At 70.2% G+C, this 15,368-nt stretch carries 23 protein-coding genes and 1 tRNA gene; 17 read left to right on the forward strand and 7 right to left on the reverse strand.

Annotation, left to right across the window (positions count from 1 at the left end; translation table 11 throughout):
- The first annotated feature begins 5 nt into the window (after window positions 1-5).
- A complete protein-coding gene (locus HF999_RS03865; RefSeq protein ID WP_168544431.1) occupies window positions 6-980 on the forward strand; it encodes a hypothetical protein in 975 nt (324 codons plus the stop codon).
- 32 nt (window positions 981-1,012) lie between these two features.
- Here the strand turns inward: HF999_RS03865 and HF999_RS03870 are convergent, their stop codons facing one another.
- Window positions 1,013-1,612: a pyridoxamine 5'-phosphate oxidase family protein gene (locus HF999_RS03870; RefSeq protein ID WP_168544599.1), complete on the reverse strand. Its 600-nt coding sequence runs from the start codon at window positions 1,610-1,612 to the stop codon at window positions 1,013-1,015.
- 37 nt (window positions 1,613-1,649) lie between these two features.
- Between HF999_RS03870 and rnhA the strand changes: the two genes are divergently transcribed.
- Window positions 1,650-2,093: a ribonuclease HI gene (gene rnhA / locus HF999_RS03875; protein WP_168544600.1), complete on the forward strand. Its 444-nt coding sequence runs from the start codon at window positions 1,650-1,652 to the stop codon at window positions 2,091-2,093.
- Between the two features lies 1 nt (window position 2,094).
- Here the strand turns inward: rnhA and HF999_RS03880 are convergent, their stop codons facing one another.
- On the reverse strand, window positions 2,095-3,237 hold the full coding sequence (locus HF999_RS03880) for a metallophosphoesterase (RefSeq protein WP_312854002.1): 1,143 nt from the start codon (window positions 3,235-3,237) through the stop codon (window positions 2,095-2,097).
- Between the two features lie 82 nt (window positions 3,238-3,319).
- Here HF999_RS03880 and HF999_RS03885 point away from each other — a divergent pair.
- Window positions 3,320-3,393 (forward strand) — tRNA-Arg (locus tag HF999_RS03885).
- A gap of 56 nt (window positions 3,394-3,449) precedes the next feature.
- Here HF999_RS03885 and HF999_RS03890 read toward each other — a convergent pair.
- Window positions 3,450-4,634: a site-specific integrase gene (locus tag HF999_RS03890; protein WP_168544601.1), complete on the reverse strand. Its 1,185-nt coding sequence runs from the start codon at window positions 4,632-4,634 to the stop codon at window positions 3,450-3,452.
- Window positions 4,624-5,226, reverse strand: coding sequence for a DNA-binding protein (locus HF999_RS03895; RefSeq protein WP_168544602.1), 603 nt, complete (start codon window positions 5,224-5,226; stop codon window positions 4,624-4,626). The genes HF999_RS03890 and HF999_RS03895 overlap by 11 nt, the downstream gene beginning before the upstream one ends.
- Window positions 5,227-5,320: 94 nt before the next feature.
- Between HF999_RS03895 and HF999_RS03900 the strand changes: the two genes are divergently transcribed.
- From HF999_RS03900 to HF999_RS03965, 14 genes are read left to right on the forward strand one after another with little or no spacing between them, the layout of a single operon-like run.
- The gene (locus tag HF999_RS03900; RefSeq protein ID WP_168544603.1) at window positions 5,321-5,599 is read left to right on the forward strand and encodes a helix-turn-helix transcriptional regulator; all 279 of its coding nucleotides are present in this window, start codon (window positions 5,321-5,323) and stop codon (window positions 5,597-5,599) included.
- Window positions 5,596-5,814, forward strand: coding sequence for a hypothetical protein (locus HF999_RS03905; RefSeq protein ID WP_168544604.1), 219 nt, complete (start codon window positions 5,596-5,598; stop codon window positions 5,812-5,814). The genes HF999_RS03900 and HF999_RS03905 overlap by 4 nt, the downstream gene beginning before the upstream one ends.
- A gap of 9 nt (window positions 5,815-5,823) precedes the next feature.
- Entirely contained in the window at window positions 5,824-6,126 is a 303-nt protein-coding gene (locus HF999_RS03910; protein ID WP_168544605.1) for a hypothetical protein, read from the forward strand.
- Window positions 6,123-6,836, forward strand: a complete 714-nt coding sequence (locus HF999_RS03915; RefSeq protein WP_168544606.1) for a hypothetical protein — start codon at window positions 6,123-6,125, stop codon at window positions 6,834-6,836. The genes HF999_RS03910 and HF999_RS03915 overlap by 4 nt, the downstream gene beginning before the upstream one ends.
- Window positions 6,837-6,839: 3 nt before the next feature.
- Complete coding sequence (locus tag HF999_RS03920) at window positions 6,840-7,022, forward strand: DUF6011 domain-containing protein (RefSeq protein WP_168544607.1); 183 nt, start codon at window positions 6,840-6,842, stop codon at window positions 7,020-7,022.
- On the forward strand, window positions 7,019-7,429 hold the full coding sequence (locus HF999_RS03925; protein ID WP_168544608.1) for a DUF2742 domain-containing protein: 411 nt from the start codon (window positions 7,019-7,021) through the stop codon (window positions 7,427-7,429). Before HF999_RS03920 ends, HF999_RS03925 begins: the two co-directional genes overlap by 4 nt.
- Window positions 7,426-9,150 carry an AAA family ATPase gene (locus HF999_RS03930; protein ID WP_168544609.1) on the forward strand — a complete coding sequence of 575 codons (1,725 nt, stop codon included), beginning with the start codon at window positions 7,426-7,428 and terminating at the stop codon, window positions 9,148-9,150. The genes HF999_RS03925 and HF999_RS03930 overlap by 4 nt, the downstream gene beginning before the upstream one ends.
- Entirely contained in the window at window positions 9,147-9,464 is a 318-nt protein-coding gene (locus tag HF999_RS03935; RefSeq protein ID WP_168544610.1) for a WhiB family transcriptional regulator, read from the forward strand. Before HF999_RS03930 ends, HF999_RS03935 begins: the two co-directional genes overlap by 4 nt.
- Entirely contained in the window at window positions 9,461-9,745 is a 285-nt protein-coding gene (locus tag HF999_RS03940; RefSeq protein ID WP_168544611.1) for a hypothetical protein, read from the forward strand. Before HF999_RS03935 ends, HF999_RS03940 begins: the two co-directional genes overlap by 4 nt.
- Complete coding sequence (locus HF999_RS23150) at window positions 9,738-10,133, forward strand: helix-turn-helix domain-containing protein (protein WP_376766471.1); 396 nt, start codon at window positions 9,738-9,740, stop codon at window positions 10,131-10,133. Before HF999_RS03940 ends, HF999_RS23150 begins: the two co-directional genes overlap by 8 nt.
- Complete coding sequence (locus tag HF999_RS03950) at window positions 10,066-10,644, forward strand: hypothetical protein (RefSeq protein ID WP_210733425.1); 579 nt, start codon at window positions 10,066-10,068, stop codon at window positions 10,642-10,644. The genes HF999_RS23150 and HF999_RS03950 overlap by 68 nt, the downstream gene beginning before the upstream one ends.
- 15 nt (window positions 10,645-10,659) lie before the next feature.
- A complete protein-coding gene (locus tag HF999_RS03955; RefSeq protein ID WP_168544613.1) occupies window positions 10,660-11,037 on the forward strand; it encodes a capsid cement protein in 378 nt (125 codons plus the stop codon).
- Between the two features lie 15 nt (window positions 11,038-11,052).
- Window positions 11,053-11,934: a major capsid protein gene (locus tag HF999_RS03960; protein ID WP_168544614.1), complete on the forward strand. Its 882-nt coding sequence runs from the start codon at window positions 11,053-11,055 to the stop codon at window positions 11,932-11,934.
- A gap of 11 nt (window positions 11,935-11,945) precedes the next feature.
- Window positions 11,946-12,476, forward strand: coding sequence for a phage protease (locus tag HF999_RS03965; protein ID WP_168544615.1), 531 nt, complete (start codon window positions 11,946-11,948; stop codon window positions 12,474-12,476).
- Window positions 12,477-12,988: 512 nt separating this feature from the next.
- On the opposite strand, the gene HF999_RS03970 is transcribed toward HF999_RS03965, so the two are convergent.
- The 3 genes from HF999_RS03970 to HF999_RS03980 form a co-directional block, all read right to left on the reverse strand.
- Window positions 12,989-13,375 carry a hypothetical protein gene (locus tag HF999_RS03970; protein ID WP_168544616.1) on the reverse strand — a complete coding sequence of 129 codons (387 nt, stop codon included), beginning with the start codon at window positions 13,373-13,375 and terminating at the stop codon, window positions 12,989-12,991.
- Window positions 13,376-13,575: 200 nt separating this feature from the next.
- Window positions 13,576-15,159 (reverse strand): VWA domain-containing protein, encoded by a 1,584-nt coding sequence (locus tag HF999_RS03975; RefSeq protein WP_168544617.1) that lies wholly within the window; start codon window positions 15,157-15,159, stop codon window positions 13,576-13,578.
- 29 nt (window positions 15,160-15,188) lie between these two features.
- Window positions 15,189-15,362: an antitoxin gene (locus HF999_RS03980; RefSeq protein WP_168544618.1), complete on the reverse strand. Its 174-nt coding sequence runs from the start codon at window positions 15,360-15,362 to the stop codon at window positions 15,189-15,191.
- Window positions 15,363-15,368: the final 6 nt, after the last annotated feature.

Below are 15,368 nucleotides of genomic sequence, written 5' to 3' on the forward strand. Positions count from 1 at the left end.
CCGCCATGCCCGATTCCACGCCCGCTGCACCGCGAACCGGCACCGTGCCGCGCGTCGCCGGGCTCGTTCTCACCGCTGCCGGCGGCGCCGGCCTCGTCGCCTCGGCATTCCTGACCTGGTTCACCGCGACCGCGAAGCTCCCGACGATCCCACAGTGGCCCGGCCTACCGTCGGAGGTCCGCGCGGAGGTGACGGGCGTCGGCGCGGTGACGATGCCGTCCGTCGCCGGGCGCGACGTCTCCTCGATCGTTCCGGTGCACGCCGCGTGGGCGGGCTGGTCCGTGATCGGCCTCGCGGTCGCCGCGCTGCTCCTCGCCGCGGTCGCGGCGTTCGGGCCGGTTCGCCCGTGGCGTCCGCTGGCGGTGGCCGCGGGCGCCTGCGGTCTGGGCGCGCTCGGCGTCGGCGCGTACGCGCTCGTCGCGCCGATCGGCTCGCAGACGGTCACCGTCGAGGGCCTGAGCCTGACGATAACCACCGCCGCGGCCCTCGGGCCGTACGTGGTCGTGGTCGGCGCGGTGCTGGTGCTGCTCGGTGCCCTCGCGCTGTTCCTCGCCCGACGGTCCGCCCCTGCCGCGGCCCCGCTGCCGCCCGTCCCGGCGCCGCCCTTCGCCCCGACCGGGGCGCTGCCGCCGCAGCCGGCCGCGGCACCGTCGTACCGCCAGATCCCGGACCAGAGCTGGGCGCGCCCGGTCACCCCGTCCACGCCGGTCCCCGCGCCTGCACCGGTCCAGGCACCGGCACCGGCCGAGCAGCAGAACACCGCGGTGGCGCCCGTGGCACGGCGCCGGCCCCAGCCGGAGTGGGACCGCAACTGGTCGACCGGGGCGCAGCCCCCGAGGGCCCCCCAGGCGGCACCGTCGGAGCAGCACACGGTCGTGGTCAAGCGCCCGCCGCGCCCCGTGCGAGTGTCCCCGAAGCCCGAGACCGAGGCGATCCCGCGCCGCGACCCACGGTTCGACAGTCCGACCCAGCCGCTCTGACACCGGGCGCCCCTGGCGCCCGGGTCGCCCCGTCAGCCCTCGAGCTCGGCGACGCGGGCGCGCAACCGGTCGATCTCGGCCTGGAGCTCGGCCTCCCGCTCCGCCGCGACCTTCTGGTACGCGGCGCCGAGTTGCTTGAGGTAGTCCCGGTCGAAGCGCGGGATGATGCTGCGCTGGCAGTTCCAGTCGTAGGCCTCGACGGCGATCTCGATGGTGCGCGCCTCGTCGGTCTCGATGATCGTGCCGCGGCCGAAGACCTTGAGCCGGATCCTGCGCGGGTAGTCGACGAAGAACATGGCGAGGCGGTCGTCGGCGTCGAGGTTGCCGAGGGTGACGAACTGCCGGTTGCCCGTGAGGTCGGTGAACCGCAACCGCCCGGTGGCCGGATCGTGCCGCACGAACCCCGGCGGCCCGCTGCGGTACTGCAGGTACGGCCAGCCCGTGGGGGTGACGGTGGCGAGGCAGAACTGGTCGGCGCGGGAGATCACCAGCAGCTCGCGGTCGCCGAGCTCCTGTGGGCCGTCGTCCGGACGCTCCAGCGCATCGGCGTACCCGGGCGGGCCGCCGCCCCGCCGCTGACGGTCCACCGCGCCCGGGCCGAAGGCGATGTGGTGGTAGTGATTGTTCGGCACGGCTTCACGGTAGCGCGCCCCGCTAGGATGGCTCCCCGTGGCGGAAGAGATCGTGATCTACACCGACGGCGCGTGCCTGGGCAATCCCGGACCGGGGGGCTGGGGCGCCGTGCTGCGGTTCGGCGACCATCAGAAGGAGCTCTACGGCGCCGAGAAGGACACGACGAACAACCGCATGGAACTGATGGGCGCGATCTCGGCGCTGGAGGCGATCACCAAGCCCTTCCCGGTGATCCTCTACACCGACAGCTCCTACGTGAAGAACGGCATCACCAAGTGGGTCGCCGGGTGGAAGCGCAACGGCTGGAAGACCGCCAACAAGCAGCCGGTGAAGAACGTCGAGCTGTGGCAGCGCCTGGAGCAGGCCGCCGCACGCTACGAGATCGACTGGCGCTGGGTGAAGGGACACGCCGGCAACGAGGGCAACGAGCTCGCCGACCAGCTGGCATCGCGGGGCGCGCAGGAGGCGCGGGACTCCTAGATCACGCGGCGCGCAGCTCCAGGATCGCGATCTCGGGCGGCGCCGCGACGCGCACCGGCGGCCCCCACGCGCCGGCGCCGCGGCTGGTGTAGACGGGCATCCCGTCGACCTTCTCGAGCCCGGCCACCGCGGGCTGCTGCAGCCTCACGAAGTACCGGAAGGGCCACAACTGGCCACCGTGCGTGTGCCCCGCGACCTGCAGATCCGCCCCGCGCTGCGCGAACTCGCGGCCCTGCTGCGGCTCGTGCGCGACGGCCAGCGCGAAGCCCGCCGGGTCGACGCCGGCGAAGGCGGCGTCGTAGTCCACCGCCAGCGGCGCAGTGCCCTTGCGGTCGTTGACGCCGACCACAGTGATCGCGGCACCGCCGCGTTCGAGCCGCACCGACTCGTTGATCAGCGGACGCACGCCCACATCGCGCCAGCGCTGCACCCAGTTGACGGCGTCGCCGGCGTAGTACTCGTGGTTGCCGGTCACCGCGAACACGCCGAGCGGGGCGCGCAGCCCGCGCAGCGGCGCCAGGTCCGCGCCGATCTGCGCGACCGTGCCGTCGATCAGGTCGCCGCCGAGGATCACCAGGTCGGGATTCTCGGCGTTGGTCCGGTCCACGACGCCCTGCACGAACGTCCGGTTCCGGACCGGGCCGGCGTGGATGTCGGTGATCAGCGCGACCCTGAGCGGCCCGAACGCCGCGGGCATCGTCGCCAGCGGCACCGCGGTGTGGGTGACCCGCGGGGTCGCCGCCTCGACCAGCCCGTAGAGCGTGCCGCCGACGGCGCCCACCACCCCGACCAGCGCGACGACGCGGAGGAAGGGCGCACCGTCGAACCCGGGACGGGCGAGGCGGACCAGGCGGACGAGGACCCACAGCACACCCAGCACGATGAGCGTGAGCAGCAGGTAGAAGACCGTCGCGAGCCAGGTCAGGCCGGCGGCACTGATCCACCGGACGCCGTCGGGCGCGATGCCGCCCGCGCCCGCGAGCAGGCCGACCGCCGCGGCCCCGGTGAGCAGGGCTGCGGCCACCGCGGCGACGGTGCCGGCGATGCGGGCGGGCCGGGCCGACCAGCGCCGCACGACACGCCACTGGACCAGTGCCAACGCCGCCAGAGTGACGATCAGGACCGCGATGACGCCGGTGGGCACGCTCGTCTCCCCCTCATGCTGGCGCGAACTCGGACATCCGAATGTACCCGGCGGGCGACGCGTGGCTAGAATCGTGCCGCACGCCCCCGTAGCTCAGTCGGATAGAGCGGATCTCTCCTAAAGATCAGGTCGCAGGTTCGATTCCTGTCGGGGGCACTCTGAACAGCATAAACACTCGATAACACGCACCCAAGGTAGCGGCTACCCTGCGTTTATTCTGCGGATACACCCGCCGCTCGATCCAGCGCGGCGGCGACCTCTCGGTGCATCGTGTTCCGCTGCATGTACACGTTCTGCGTCATCGAGGGCTTGGCGTGTCCGAGCTGGTCAGCAGCGATCCGAGCGGATAGGCCGGCGCTGTCGACGGCCGTCGCGACGGTCTTCCGCAGCGAGTACAGCGTCACGTCGTCAGCGAGCCCGAGGTAGCGCCTGGTGTCCCGGAACTGCCCCGCGACGTTCGACGGATCGCGGAGAGTCCCGACGGCCGACGGGAACACCCATCCGTACTGCGTGCCCTCGCGCCCCCGCCGGGCCTTGAGCATCGCCACGGCGAACCTCGGCAGCGCGAGCGGCCTCCCCGCGCCGGCCTTCGTCCCGGCCTCCCAGGTGAGTCCCTGCCCCTTCGCGCGGTAGATGTGCCCCTCAACGGTCACGACGGCCTGATCGAGGTCGATGTCGGACCAGCGGAGCGCGAGAAGCTCACCCGTACGCGCGCCGGTCGCGGCAGCGAGGACGATCACGTCGGCGATGTCCCAGCGGCGGCAGCGGTGCGAGGTGCGGACACGCTTGAGCAGCCGCGGAAGGTCCGCGCCGTCGACCGGCCGCGCGCCTCGCGTCTGCTTCGTCTTGCGCCGGGACTTCCGGGCGGCCGGTAGGTCGTTGACCGGGTTCGTGGGGATCGCGCGTGCCAGGACGGCGTCCTGCATGATCGCGCGGAGCTGCATCTTGCATTGCTTCGAGCGGGCGGCGCCGTGGTCCCGCTCGATGCCCTGCAGGAGATCGTGCGCAAGTGCCGCGTCGAGCTCGCCAACCCGGACGCCGGCCGCGACGCGCTTGAGGATCGCGACGCCGTCGCGGTAGGTGTCGATGGTGCGGGGCGCGTAGTCGCCGGAGGTCTGCGCCCGCGTCAGGTAGGCGTCGAGGAGCGTCGGCACGAGGGTGCCGGTCGTGATTGCACTGGCGTTGCGGCTGCCGACCTGCTGCAGGTGATCGAGTAAGGCGTCCTCGGCTGCCTTGCCGTACTCGTCCTCGACACCGTCGGGCGTGCGACGCTCGACGGGCCGCGTGACACCGTCGGTGCCGCGGTATCGGCAGTACGCGCGCCACTTCCCAGGTTCGAGCTGCGTGCGAGTGATCTTGCCGTGCGCGCCGATCCGCAGCGGCGGCCTACCGGCCATCGAGCAGCTCGCCTTCGAGGATCTCGATGAGTTCCTCGCTGTGGCGGATAGAATCGCCGGCCGCCTTCCGAGCCTTGAGGTCGTCTTTTGCCCTCATCAGCTCACGCAGGCCGCGGAGTTTTGCCGATCGAGCGTCGTCTAGGTCGCGCCAGCGTTGTAGCAGGCGCAAGTTCTGCATAGCGTTTTCGAGGCTGGATCCGTCGCCGAGGATGAGTCTGCGCGCCGCTTCAGCAGTCTCCTCGTCTGCGTACAAGTCTCGTGCGTAGGCGATAGTCCTTACCCCTGAAAACCATTGCACTGCATCCAGTTCGGTGACCCTAACCTCCGGGAGAACGTCGACGGGAGCGTCGTACGGACCCGGGTAGAGCAAGGCGACCGGCGCCGTGTCTAGCGCTGCAGCGAGGACGGATAGCTCCGCGACCGTGACATGCTTCCGCCTCCCGGTCTCCAGTTCACTGATCGTCGTCCGCGCGACCCGCATTCCCAGTTGGTCAGTCCGGTCTGACAACCACTGCGCCGACCGCTTCCCTCGGAGATCGTTGATCTTCTTGCCCACCCGTTTGGCCTGTTCGGAGGCCCAGTCTGTCGCCATGCCGTCAACCATAGTTGTAAATCCGTCAGGGTCGTGTAGCGTGACGGATATCCGTCAGAGTCTGACTGGATTCCGATAAGCGTCAGGAGGTCTTATGTCCACCACGTCCCAGGTCGAGGCCCTCGCAGCGAAGTCCGCTGCCGAGCGTGCCGTAGAGGACCGTCAGCCCGAACCACGCGTCGATAACCTGCCGATCTGGCTCACCCGAGCAGAGGTCGCCGAGCGGTTCAACGTCCCCGTACAGACCCTCGCCACGTGGGCCGTACGCGGCTTCGGACCACGTTTCTCGAAGTTCGGGCGCCATTGCCGTTACAAGCTGTCCGACGTGATCGCGTGGGAGAACGCCCAGTCCGTCGGTGGTGACGCCGCGTGACGTTCCCGATGTTGCTCGCGTTCCTCGCCGCGCTGTGGCTCGCCGCAGTCGCCGCCGACATGGACGACCGCAGGCGGGCCCGCTACGACGCGCTCGATGAGGCCGCGGACCTGTGCCGTGGCGCTCAGCCTGACAACACCCCTGAAATGCGGAAGGCCCCGCCGGTTGCACCCGCCGAGGCCCGGATCCGCAATACCGCCAGCCAGCAGCACTAGGAGATCACCATGAAGCCTACCGAACATCCCGCGCCCCTCGGGCGTGAGCTCGACACCATCCTCGACGATTACGGCGTCACCGATCCGGCCCAGCGCGCCGAGATCGCCGCCCTGTTCGTGCCGGCCTCGCCGCTCGACTGCCTCGACGGCAGCGTGTACGCGGTCGCCGTCAACCCGACCTGGAAGACGGTCACCGCCACGATCGCCGGCACCAACCCGGAGAAGCCGACGCACGTCCTGTTCGACGTCGAGGATCTGCGGGCTCTTGCCGGCACGCTCGCCGAGCTCGAGGCGCAGGAGGTGGCCTGGTGATCTCGAACAACGCGCACACGGACTGGCTCAAGCAGCTCGACGCGATACCCGCGCTGCCGACCTCCGGTGAGGGCGAGTGGTACCACTCCGTTCGGTCGGGCTGGCTGCACGGGATCTCCGTCAACGATCGCAGGCAGGATTCGAACACCACGATCACGCTGACGCGCTCCGCGAACAACGAGAGCCGGTTCGGGAAGCCGGCCCTGTCGTACGACGTGTTCTTCCAGTGGGGCGCGGGCCGCGACTACGGGAACATGACGCTGGACCCGGAGGCCGCGATCTACTTCGGGCAGCACCTGATCGAGGCCGGGGCGACTGCTCTGCAGGACCAGGCGCGGCATGCCACGTGGGTGGTCGGCACGCCGAGCACGGTTGCCGTCGAGGTGCCGGACAAGGTGCGCACGCCGGCCGAGTCGCTGCCCCTCGTCGATCCCGGCACCGGTCGGCATGAAGTTCTCGCCACGGTCCGGTCAGGCGATGTGTCTCTCGTCCCGGAGCGGTTCGACTACCGGCCTGACGACGGCACCGCGCCCACCGCTGAGTGGACGTTGCGCGCTCTGACGCCGAGCCTCGAAACCCTCCGCGAGTTCCTCGACGGCGACGACCTGCAGGGGATGCGGCAACAGGCCGCTGACCTCATCGCCGCCTTGACGCGAGCGATGGAGATCTTCGACGACGAGGCCGAGAAGCTCACCGAGGCGGAGGTGTAGCGCATGTCCGAGGACGACGGAGACCTTTCCGCAGGCCGGATCGCCGGGCAGGAGCACGGCGTGTTCGAGGCGTACGGCGCCGGGTGGGTGCTCGTCCCGCTGTGCTCGAAGTGTGGGGCTCCGCTCACCGCCCGCGAGTCGAAGGTGCGCGGCATGGGTCCGGTCTGTGCCCGGAGGTCCGCGTGACCGACAAGATCTCGGTCGAGAGCATCCGGGCGTGGGCAGCAGAGCGAAACCTGCTGCCCGCCCCGGGCTCGGCCCGCACCGGCAGCCGCGAGGTGTCATTCAGCCTGGCGCTGGACTACGTGGCGCCGTTCATCACATCGTGCCCAGCGGCACCGCCCCCAGCCTTCTCGCCCCAGTGGCTCGCCGAACCCGACGAGCAGGTCCGGTTCGTCAGCGTGCTCTCCGCGGCCCTGCTGTGGGCCCTGCACACCGAGGTCCGCCAGGACGCCATGCACGACGCCAGCGCCGCGATCGCGGAAGGCGTGGCGGCCACCAGATCCACATCGACATCGAGCGCCAGGTTCGTCGCAGACGACGGCGCGCAGGTGCCGTTCCACTACCCGCCCGAGAAAGGCGCAGCAGCATGACCAACGACTCCCGCGTATTCACGTGGGTCAGCGGCACGGACGTCAAGCCCGTGCGCGTCGACTGGTGGGAGAACTATCTGATTCCGCGGGGCTGCCTGACGGTCCCGGCTGGGCGCGGCAACGCGGGGAAGTCGACGGCGTGCGCGGCCTGGGCGGCTCAGGCTACGCGGCAGGGGGAGACAGTCGCGTGGTTGCACTCGGAAGAAGACCGAGGCATGCACATCACGCCCAAGCTGCTCGCCGCCGACGCGGACCTTGAGCTGGTCAAGTTCCTCGACGTCGGTATCCGCATGGACGACGGCACCATCTCTGAAGCGGCATTGCAGCTCCCTCGCGACATTGACCGTCTCGAAGAGGGACTGGTCGAGATGGGCTGCCGGTTCGTCGTCTTCGACGCCCTGACGTCGTTCAAGTCGTCGCGGATGAGCGCGAATTCCGGTGACGACGTGCGAGCGTTCCTCGAGCCGATCCAACGGATGGCCGGCCGACTCAACGCCGTGGTGCTCGGCATCGCCCACCTAGGCAAGGACGGTGAACGCAAGGCCCGCGACGCCGTGAAGGGCGCATCGGAATGGACCGATGTGCCCCGGCAGGTCCTCGCATTCCACCGCAACGACGGCGAGACGGACGGGGTGATCTCGGATGTGAAGGGCAACCTGTCGCCGTCCCCTCGGTCCATCGGGTACCGCTTCGAGTCGGTGTCGTTGCCCGAGCACGGCATCGAGGAAGTGGGCCGTGTGGTGTTCACCGGGGATGTCGACACAACTGTTGACGAGGCGCGCCGCTCGTCCGCCTCCGATGAAGGTGACGACGATGACCGCAGCGCCGCTCTTCGTTGGGTGGAGGACTACCTCGAAGAGAACGGCGAGTCCGACGCCGCCGTGGTGAAGCGCCTGTGCTCAAAGGAACTGTGCATCAGCATCCGCACCGTGGAGCGCTCGATCAAGGTGAAGGTCTCGCGGGTTGTCGCGGAGTCGAAGGGGTTCCCGCGTAAGGCGTTCTGGCGGCTCGCGAACATCGTCGAGGGCGAGGTCATCAGTAGCGACACCGACACTGGCGACAGCGGTAGAGACACCCCTAACACCCTGGTGCGTGTCGCTACTGTCGCTACTGGCTCCGAACAGCAGGTATTCGATGTCGCTACTGGTGTCGCAACTGGCGAAATACTCAGTAGCGACACACCTGGGAACAGTGTCGGCACTGGTGTCGAGACCGCTGTCATAGGCCAGTGGAAGGGCTCAGGGAAGGCGGTCACCGCAGCCCTCCAAGTGGTACCCGACCCAGATACTCCACGCACATGCAGGCAGTGGTTCGACACCCGCATCCGCGAGCTGATCGACAGCGGCCAGAGCACCGCGGTCTCACGGGACATCTACAGCGAGGGCACCGCCGCCGGATGGTCCATCGACAATCTCCGCCAGTGCGCCCGCAAGAGCACTCTCGTGGCCGTCGCGGAGAAGCACTCGGACGGCTCCACCACGTGGGCGCTCGGCGAGGGCGTGCAGGCGACGCACGTATCGGCATCGCAGTGGCTCGCGGCATTCCTGGGCGAGCGTGACGACTGGGTGCGCTCCACCGAGGCGTACGCCGCCGGGCAAGCCGCGGGCTACGGCCGCGACGCGATCAAGTCCGCCTCACTCGCAGCGCACGTCCTCAAGCGGGGCCAGTCCACCCTCACCGAGTGGTCCCTCGATCCGACCTACGAGAGGGAGAGCGCGTGAGCCGCCTCGACGCCGCCGGCACCTTCCAGCTCCTCGCGCGGATCCTCGACGGCACTCCCAAGTTCGACGGTGCGGCGTGCGCCGGCCGCGGAGACCTGTTCGACCCCGTCGAGCCCGACGAGCACCCCGACGACGCCGAGTACCGCACCACCGCAGCCGCCCAGCTGTGCCGCACCTGCCCCGCCCTCGTCGACTGCGCCCAGTGGATCGACGGCCTCACCCCCGCCCGGCGACCGGCCGGCACGATCGCCGGCCGCCGCGCACCACGAACCCGCGGCCCCGGCCGCCCGAAGAAGGAGAACACCGCAGCATGACCGACAACCACCCCGACCGTCCGCTCCCCGTCGTGCGCCGCGAGCTCCGCATCGAGCGCGCCATCATCGCGCTCACCGCGCACGGCTACGTCGGCGACTCCTACGCCGCCGGGCAGGCCTTCGCCGACCTCGCGGCCGAGGAACCCTCACTGCTCGAGGTGTTCCCGACGCTCCTGTGGGCCCTGCAGCGCCTCCCGCGGGGCGTGGGCGAGCCGACCGAACTCCGCGACCGGCTCACCACCCTCTACGCGATCCCCGATGAAGGAGCCGACGATGCCTGAACGTCTCGACGCGATCGTCCTCAGCGACAGCGAGGTCCGGTACCTCCTCGACGTCCTCGCTGAGACCCAGACCGCTCTGCAGCGGCACGGCATACGCCGATCTGCCCGCGCAGACGCCTTCGTCGACCGCCTCCGTCGCGTTTCCGCCCCCTCACCGCGACAAGAACATTCGGGCGGCGCGACAGACCCCGCCGGGCGCGCCGAATCTGCGGATCCTCGACGGTATGACCTCCTCGACACCGCCGAAGCCGGCCGGATCCTCGGTATCAGCTCCGATGGTGTCCGCGCGCGCATCCGCCGCGGCCGCCTCCCCGCATACCGTGCGGGCGGCCGATGGCTCGTCCTCGCCGAAGAAGTCGTCGCCCTCGCCGAACGGCACGCCGCCTAAGCGCGTCACCATCCCCGGCGTCGAGATCGGGCGCGTCGGCACCTTCGACGCCAGTACCGGCCGCGCCACCCTCACCGCCGACGACTTCACCGAAGCGGTACGCGCCTTCCAGGCCGGCGTGCACCCCAAGCCCGTCCTCAAGGTCGGCCACGTCGACCCCCGATTCGACGGCTCACCCTCGATCGGCTGGGTCGACAACCTCCGCGTCGGCGACGCCGGCCGCGTCCTCATCGGCGACCTCGCCGGCGTCCCGCAGTGGGTCGCCGACAGCGCGCCGACGCACTTCCCGAACCGCAGCCTCGAGGCCACCTACGACTACGAGGACGCCGACGGCACCATCTGGCCGTTCGTCCTCACCGGCCTCGCGCTGCTCGGCGCCACCAGCCCCGCGATCGGCAACCTCGCCGAGCTCCGGGACTTCGTCGCCGCGTCCCGCCCCACCACGAACGTCACCCACCACCGGGTACGACTGGCCGCCGCCCGCCGGGCCCGGCTCAACCGCTGGAACTGAAAGGTGCACCCGCACATGTCCACTCCCATCCGCCAGCCCCGCGTCTACGCGCCCGGCGCCGACGTCACCGCCCAGGCCACCGCCGCGATCACCGCCCGCCGCCTGGTCTTCATCTCCGCCAACCGGGCATCCGGCGGCAACCTGTCCGTCGCGCACGCCCCCGCCGGCGGCCGCGTCTTCGGAGTCGCCGTCGATGACGCCACGGTCGGGGACCTCGTCGGCGTCGCCCGCGACGGTGTCCTCCGCGTCACCGCCGGCGCCGCGATCACCGCGGGCGCCGAGGTCGAGGTCGGCGCCGCCGGCAAGGCCATCACCAAGAACACCGGCACCGCCATCGGATACGCCGTCACCAATGCCGTGACCGACGGCATCGCCGAAATCGCCCTCTACTGACAGGAACCCACGATCATGCCTACCCTTCTCCCCACGCTGACCGGCCGCACGCTCACCGTCGACGCCGCGCTCAAGCACCCCACCGCCATCCGCGACCAGATCGCGAAGATCGCCGACGCCCAGCTCGTCGCCCCGAACTTCTTCCACCCCGTCGGCAACCCCGTCGAGGGTGGCGGCGTCCTGTACCAGGTCCTGCGCGCCTCCGACCAGTACAGCTCCGACGTCGAGCAGCGCGCCCCCGGTCAGGAGTACAAGGTCGTCGAGGGCGTCGACCCCGAGCAGCGTCTCGCCCGCGTCGAGGACTGGGGCGGCAAGTTCAAGATCACCGACGAGCAGATCGAACGCAACGACGTGTCCTACCTGGACATGCAGACCACGCAGCTCGCGAACCGGATCGCCCGCAAGCTCGACACCCGCGCACTCGCAGTGCTCCTCGACGCCCTCGACGACGACCCCGCGTCGACCATCAGCGGCCACAACTGGAGCAGCCTCATCCTCGACGGCCCGCTCGACCAGATCACCCCGAGCGCGTCCCGCCCCACCGCGGACTTCGCGGCCGCGCAGCTCGCCGCCGACCTCGAGGAACTCGGCGTCATCCACGACGTGCTCGTCGTGCACCCCGAGCAGGCCGCGGCCCTGCGCACCGCCTACGCCGAGAACACCGGCCAGATGCTCGAAGCCGCAGGCCTCGAGCTCGTCTCCAACACCCTCGTGCCCGTCGGCTCCGCGTTCGTCGCCCAGACCGGCGAGGCCGGCGTCATCGCCTTCGAGAAGCCCGTCACCGTCACCACCTGGCGCGACGAGGCCACCCGCTCCACGTGGGTGCAGAGCTACGCCGTCCCCGCCTTCGCCGTCAACAAGCCCGCCGCCGTCAAGATCATCGACGGCCTCGCGTAAAGGAGACCCCCATGCCCACCAAGGACACCGCCCCCGCGGACCCCACCGTCGACCCGGCCGCCACGCCCGAGCCCGTCGAGCCCCCGGAGATCACCCCCGAGCAGTGGGGCGCGCTCCTCGCCGCCCTCGGCCTGCCCCCCGAAGCCACCCCGGACGAGGTCATCGCCGCCGTCACCGACCTCGCGACCAACGAAGCCGCGACCGTCGGCAAGCCGTCCGCGATCGCCGCGGCCGCCGGCCGCATCGGCATGCAGGTCATCGACCGCGACAGCCTCACCGCCCTCAAGGCCCAGGCAGCCGAAGGCGCACAGATCAAGGCATCCGCGGCCAAGGCCGAGGTCGAAGCGGCCGTCGACGACGCCGTACGACAGGGCAAGATCACCCGCGGCCGCCGCGGCCACTGGATCACCCTCTGCACCGCCGACCCGGCCATGAAGCAGGTCCTCGCGAGCATCCCCCGCGAGACCGCAGTGCCCATGAGCGAGATCGGCCACAGCGTCGACACCGACAACGAGGACGGCACCCCCGGCTGGGTCCGATAGCCCCCCAGGGGGCACCTACCCCCGGGCCCTGAACCTCACGGGCGTCAACGCCACCGCGAGAGTCTGCGACCTACTGGTCGTCGGCAGACACCCAGCGGACCGATGGTAGAGCGAGACACGGGCACTCCCCGGAGTTCGCTAGGCAGCTCACCAGCGCCCGTGACCCGAAGCCCCCGACAGCTGCCGAGGCCAGCCGTCGGGGGCTTCCCCATGCCCGCACACCGACCAGCCCAGAACGGCCGCCCACAGCCCAGCCCCACCACAGGGCAAGCCACCCCCACCCCCTCGGAAATATCGAAGGGGGCCCATCGCCTGACTGGCCGGTAATCAGGCGATTTTTACAGGGGGTCTCAGAGATATGGCGATTCCAGCCCTGACCTGCCACTTTGGCGACTCCGACAACATGATCCAGGCCCCTCTTTCCCGCCGCCGGGAAAGCTGTCCGCCGGCATGGTCCTGTCGCGTCCACGCGGCGGTGGTGTCGCTCCCTCCGCGACAGTGGCGTGGTGTGGCTACAGGGTGAGGCTCAGCACCGACGCTGCTGCAGCGAGTACGACACCTCCGCCGAGTACCGCGATAGTCATGCGCGCGCTGTGTGACGGCTCCTGGTTGGCCTCGTCGTACAGGTAGAAGCTGTGCACCTTCCCTTCGAGGCCGACGACGCGTGCTTGGAGGGATTGGAGGTGCGCCGAGAGGCCTCCGAACACCTCGTCCTTGGAGTAGCCGGCGATGATGTCACGGTGCGTCTCGTAGTTCGCGGCGTCTATCGTCTTCCAGCCTTGCGTGAGCGTCTCGCGGTTCCGGGTGAGGGTCTGCAGGTCACGCACGACCCAGACGACACCGGTGATCTGCAGGCCTGCCGCAGCGAGGTACAGCACCACCACGAATCCCATCATCATGGCGGCGACTGTAGTGCGAAGCCCGGCGCTTATTCAGCGTTATTGCCCGGAATCTACCGCAATCTTCCGCAATTTCGTCACACCCATCTAGCATCGAATTTCGTTGTCTACCAACATCGAACGACATGTTTCGACACTCTCCTGCACACGTCATCGCAGAAAGATCAGGTCGCAGGTTCGATTCCTGTCGGGGGCACCAGCTATTTCGCGCGTTTGGCGATCGCCGTCACGAAATCGGTGAGCATCTGCTCCTCCGTGTCCGCCGACTGGGCGGTACCGCCCGTGACGTCCGCGATCCTGCGCAGCGCCGGCAGATCCGCGTCCTTGCTGATGCCGACGGTGTGGATGTTCACCGGGCGCGCCGGGTCCACGAGCTTGCGCAGCTCGGCGATCAGCTGGTCCAGCGTGGTGCCGCCGTTCTTCTCGTTGCCACCGTCGGTGAGCAGGATCAGCGAGTTCGAGTACGCGGGGTCGAAGTCCTTGACGGCCTGCCGGTACGCGGCGAGCGTGGTGTCGTAGAGCCCGGTGCCGCCGCGCACGCGACCGGGCAGCGAGTTCACGCCGTCCAACAGCGCCTGCCGCTGGGTCACCGCGCCCCGCTTGTCCGACAGTCGGGCGGTGGGCACGACCTCGGTCCAGTCCTTGCCGCCGTTCGTCGCGAGCGAGAAGGTCCACAGTCCGACGGCGTTCGCCTCCGGGATCTGGTTGACCACCTTCGTGAAGCCCGACGCCAGCATCCCGATCCGGGTGGTGGCGCCGATCTTCTCCTCCATCGAGCCGGACGTGTCGACGACGACCAGCGCCTTGAGGGGCACCGCGAGCGTGCTGTAGGCCTGCGCGGCACGGGCCAGCTGCGCGCGGTCCGGCTCGGGGAGCTTCGTCACCGCCCCGACACCGCCCGACGGTGCCTGGGCCAGGTCCGTGCCCCGCAAGCCCTCGCTCGCGAGGGCCGCCAGGCCGTCCGCCGAGGTGAAGGCACCCGCGAGCCGCTGGCCCGCCGCCGTGGCCGCACCCTGCCGGTCACCGGTCGCGGTGACCGCGAGCAGCAGCTCATCGCCGGGCGCGCCGGTCTTCGGCACGACGGCCGCGACCTCACCCCGGGTCCGCTTCGCCGCGAGATAGGCGTACTCGGGGACGACCACGACGCCGCCCTCGGCGGCCGCGGTCGGCACCGGGTCACCGCTGACCCGCTTGGCCGCCTGCGCGTACTGCGCCAGCGCCGCGGTGAGCGCCTCCGGGTTCCCACCGGGCCGCGAGGCCTCGGACACCCCGGCCACCACGGGCGCCTCCGCGTACGACGAGTCCGCCGGGACCGCACGGATACTGGCCTGCGTCAGCGCCTCCAGCCAGCTCGCCGGCTGCGGGATCGAGGCCCCGGCCAGCACGAGCGGCGATCCGGCCACAGCGGTCGTCGGCAGCTCACGTCCGAGCTGCGCCGAGACGGCGTCCGATCTGCTGCGCGACGGCGCCAGCCACAGGTCGGGGCTCTGCCCGCCGCCGGTCAGCCGGCCGGCCGCCTCCTGATCGGGCGCCTCGGACACGGCGAAGGTCGTGCACCTGTCCGAGGCGAGCGCCGCCTGCGAGCGCACCGCCGCGGCCAGCGCGGGATCGGCCATCACCGTGAAGGTCTGCTCCGTGCCGCAGCGCTCGAACCGCCCGCTGACGATGGCGACGAGGCCTGCCACGAGCACCGCGACGAGGCCGACGCCGAGCAGGATCCGAGAGAGGTTCCGCCGACGCGGCGGCTCCGCGGCCGAGTCACCCGGCGCGTCATGACGACCCATGGTTGCAGTGACGCTTCTCTAGTCGTGTCCTACTTCTGCTCGTCGCCGCCGACGAACTTCTTCGCGGCGTCCTGCGCCTTGTCGACCTGCGCGGCGAACTTGCCATCGGTCTTGCCGTCGACCAGGTCGCCCGCCTTGTCGATCAGGCCCGGGTTCTTCCCGAGCGCGTCCTTGGCCTTGTTCGCGAGATCCTTGATACCCATGCCGCT

Origin of the sequence: Tsukamurella spumae, assembly GCF_012396015.1 — a bacterium.
Taxonomy (GTDB): domain Bacteria; phylum Actinomycetota; class Actinomycetes; order Mycobacteriales; family Mycobacteriaceae; genus Tsukamurella; species Tsukamurella spumae.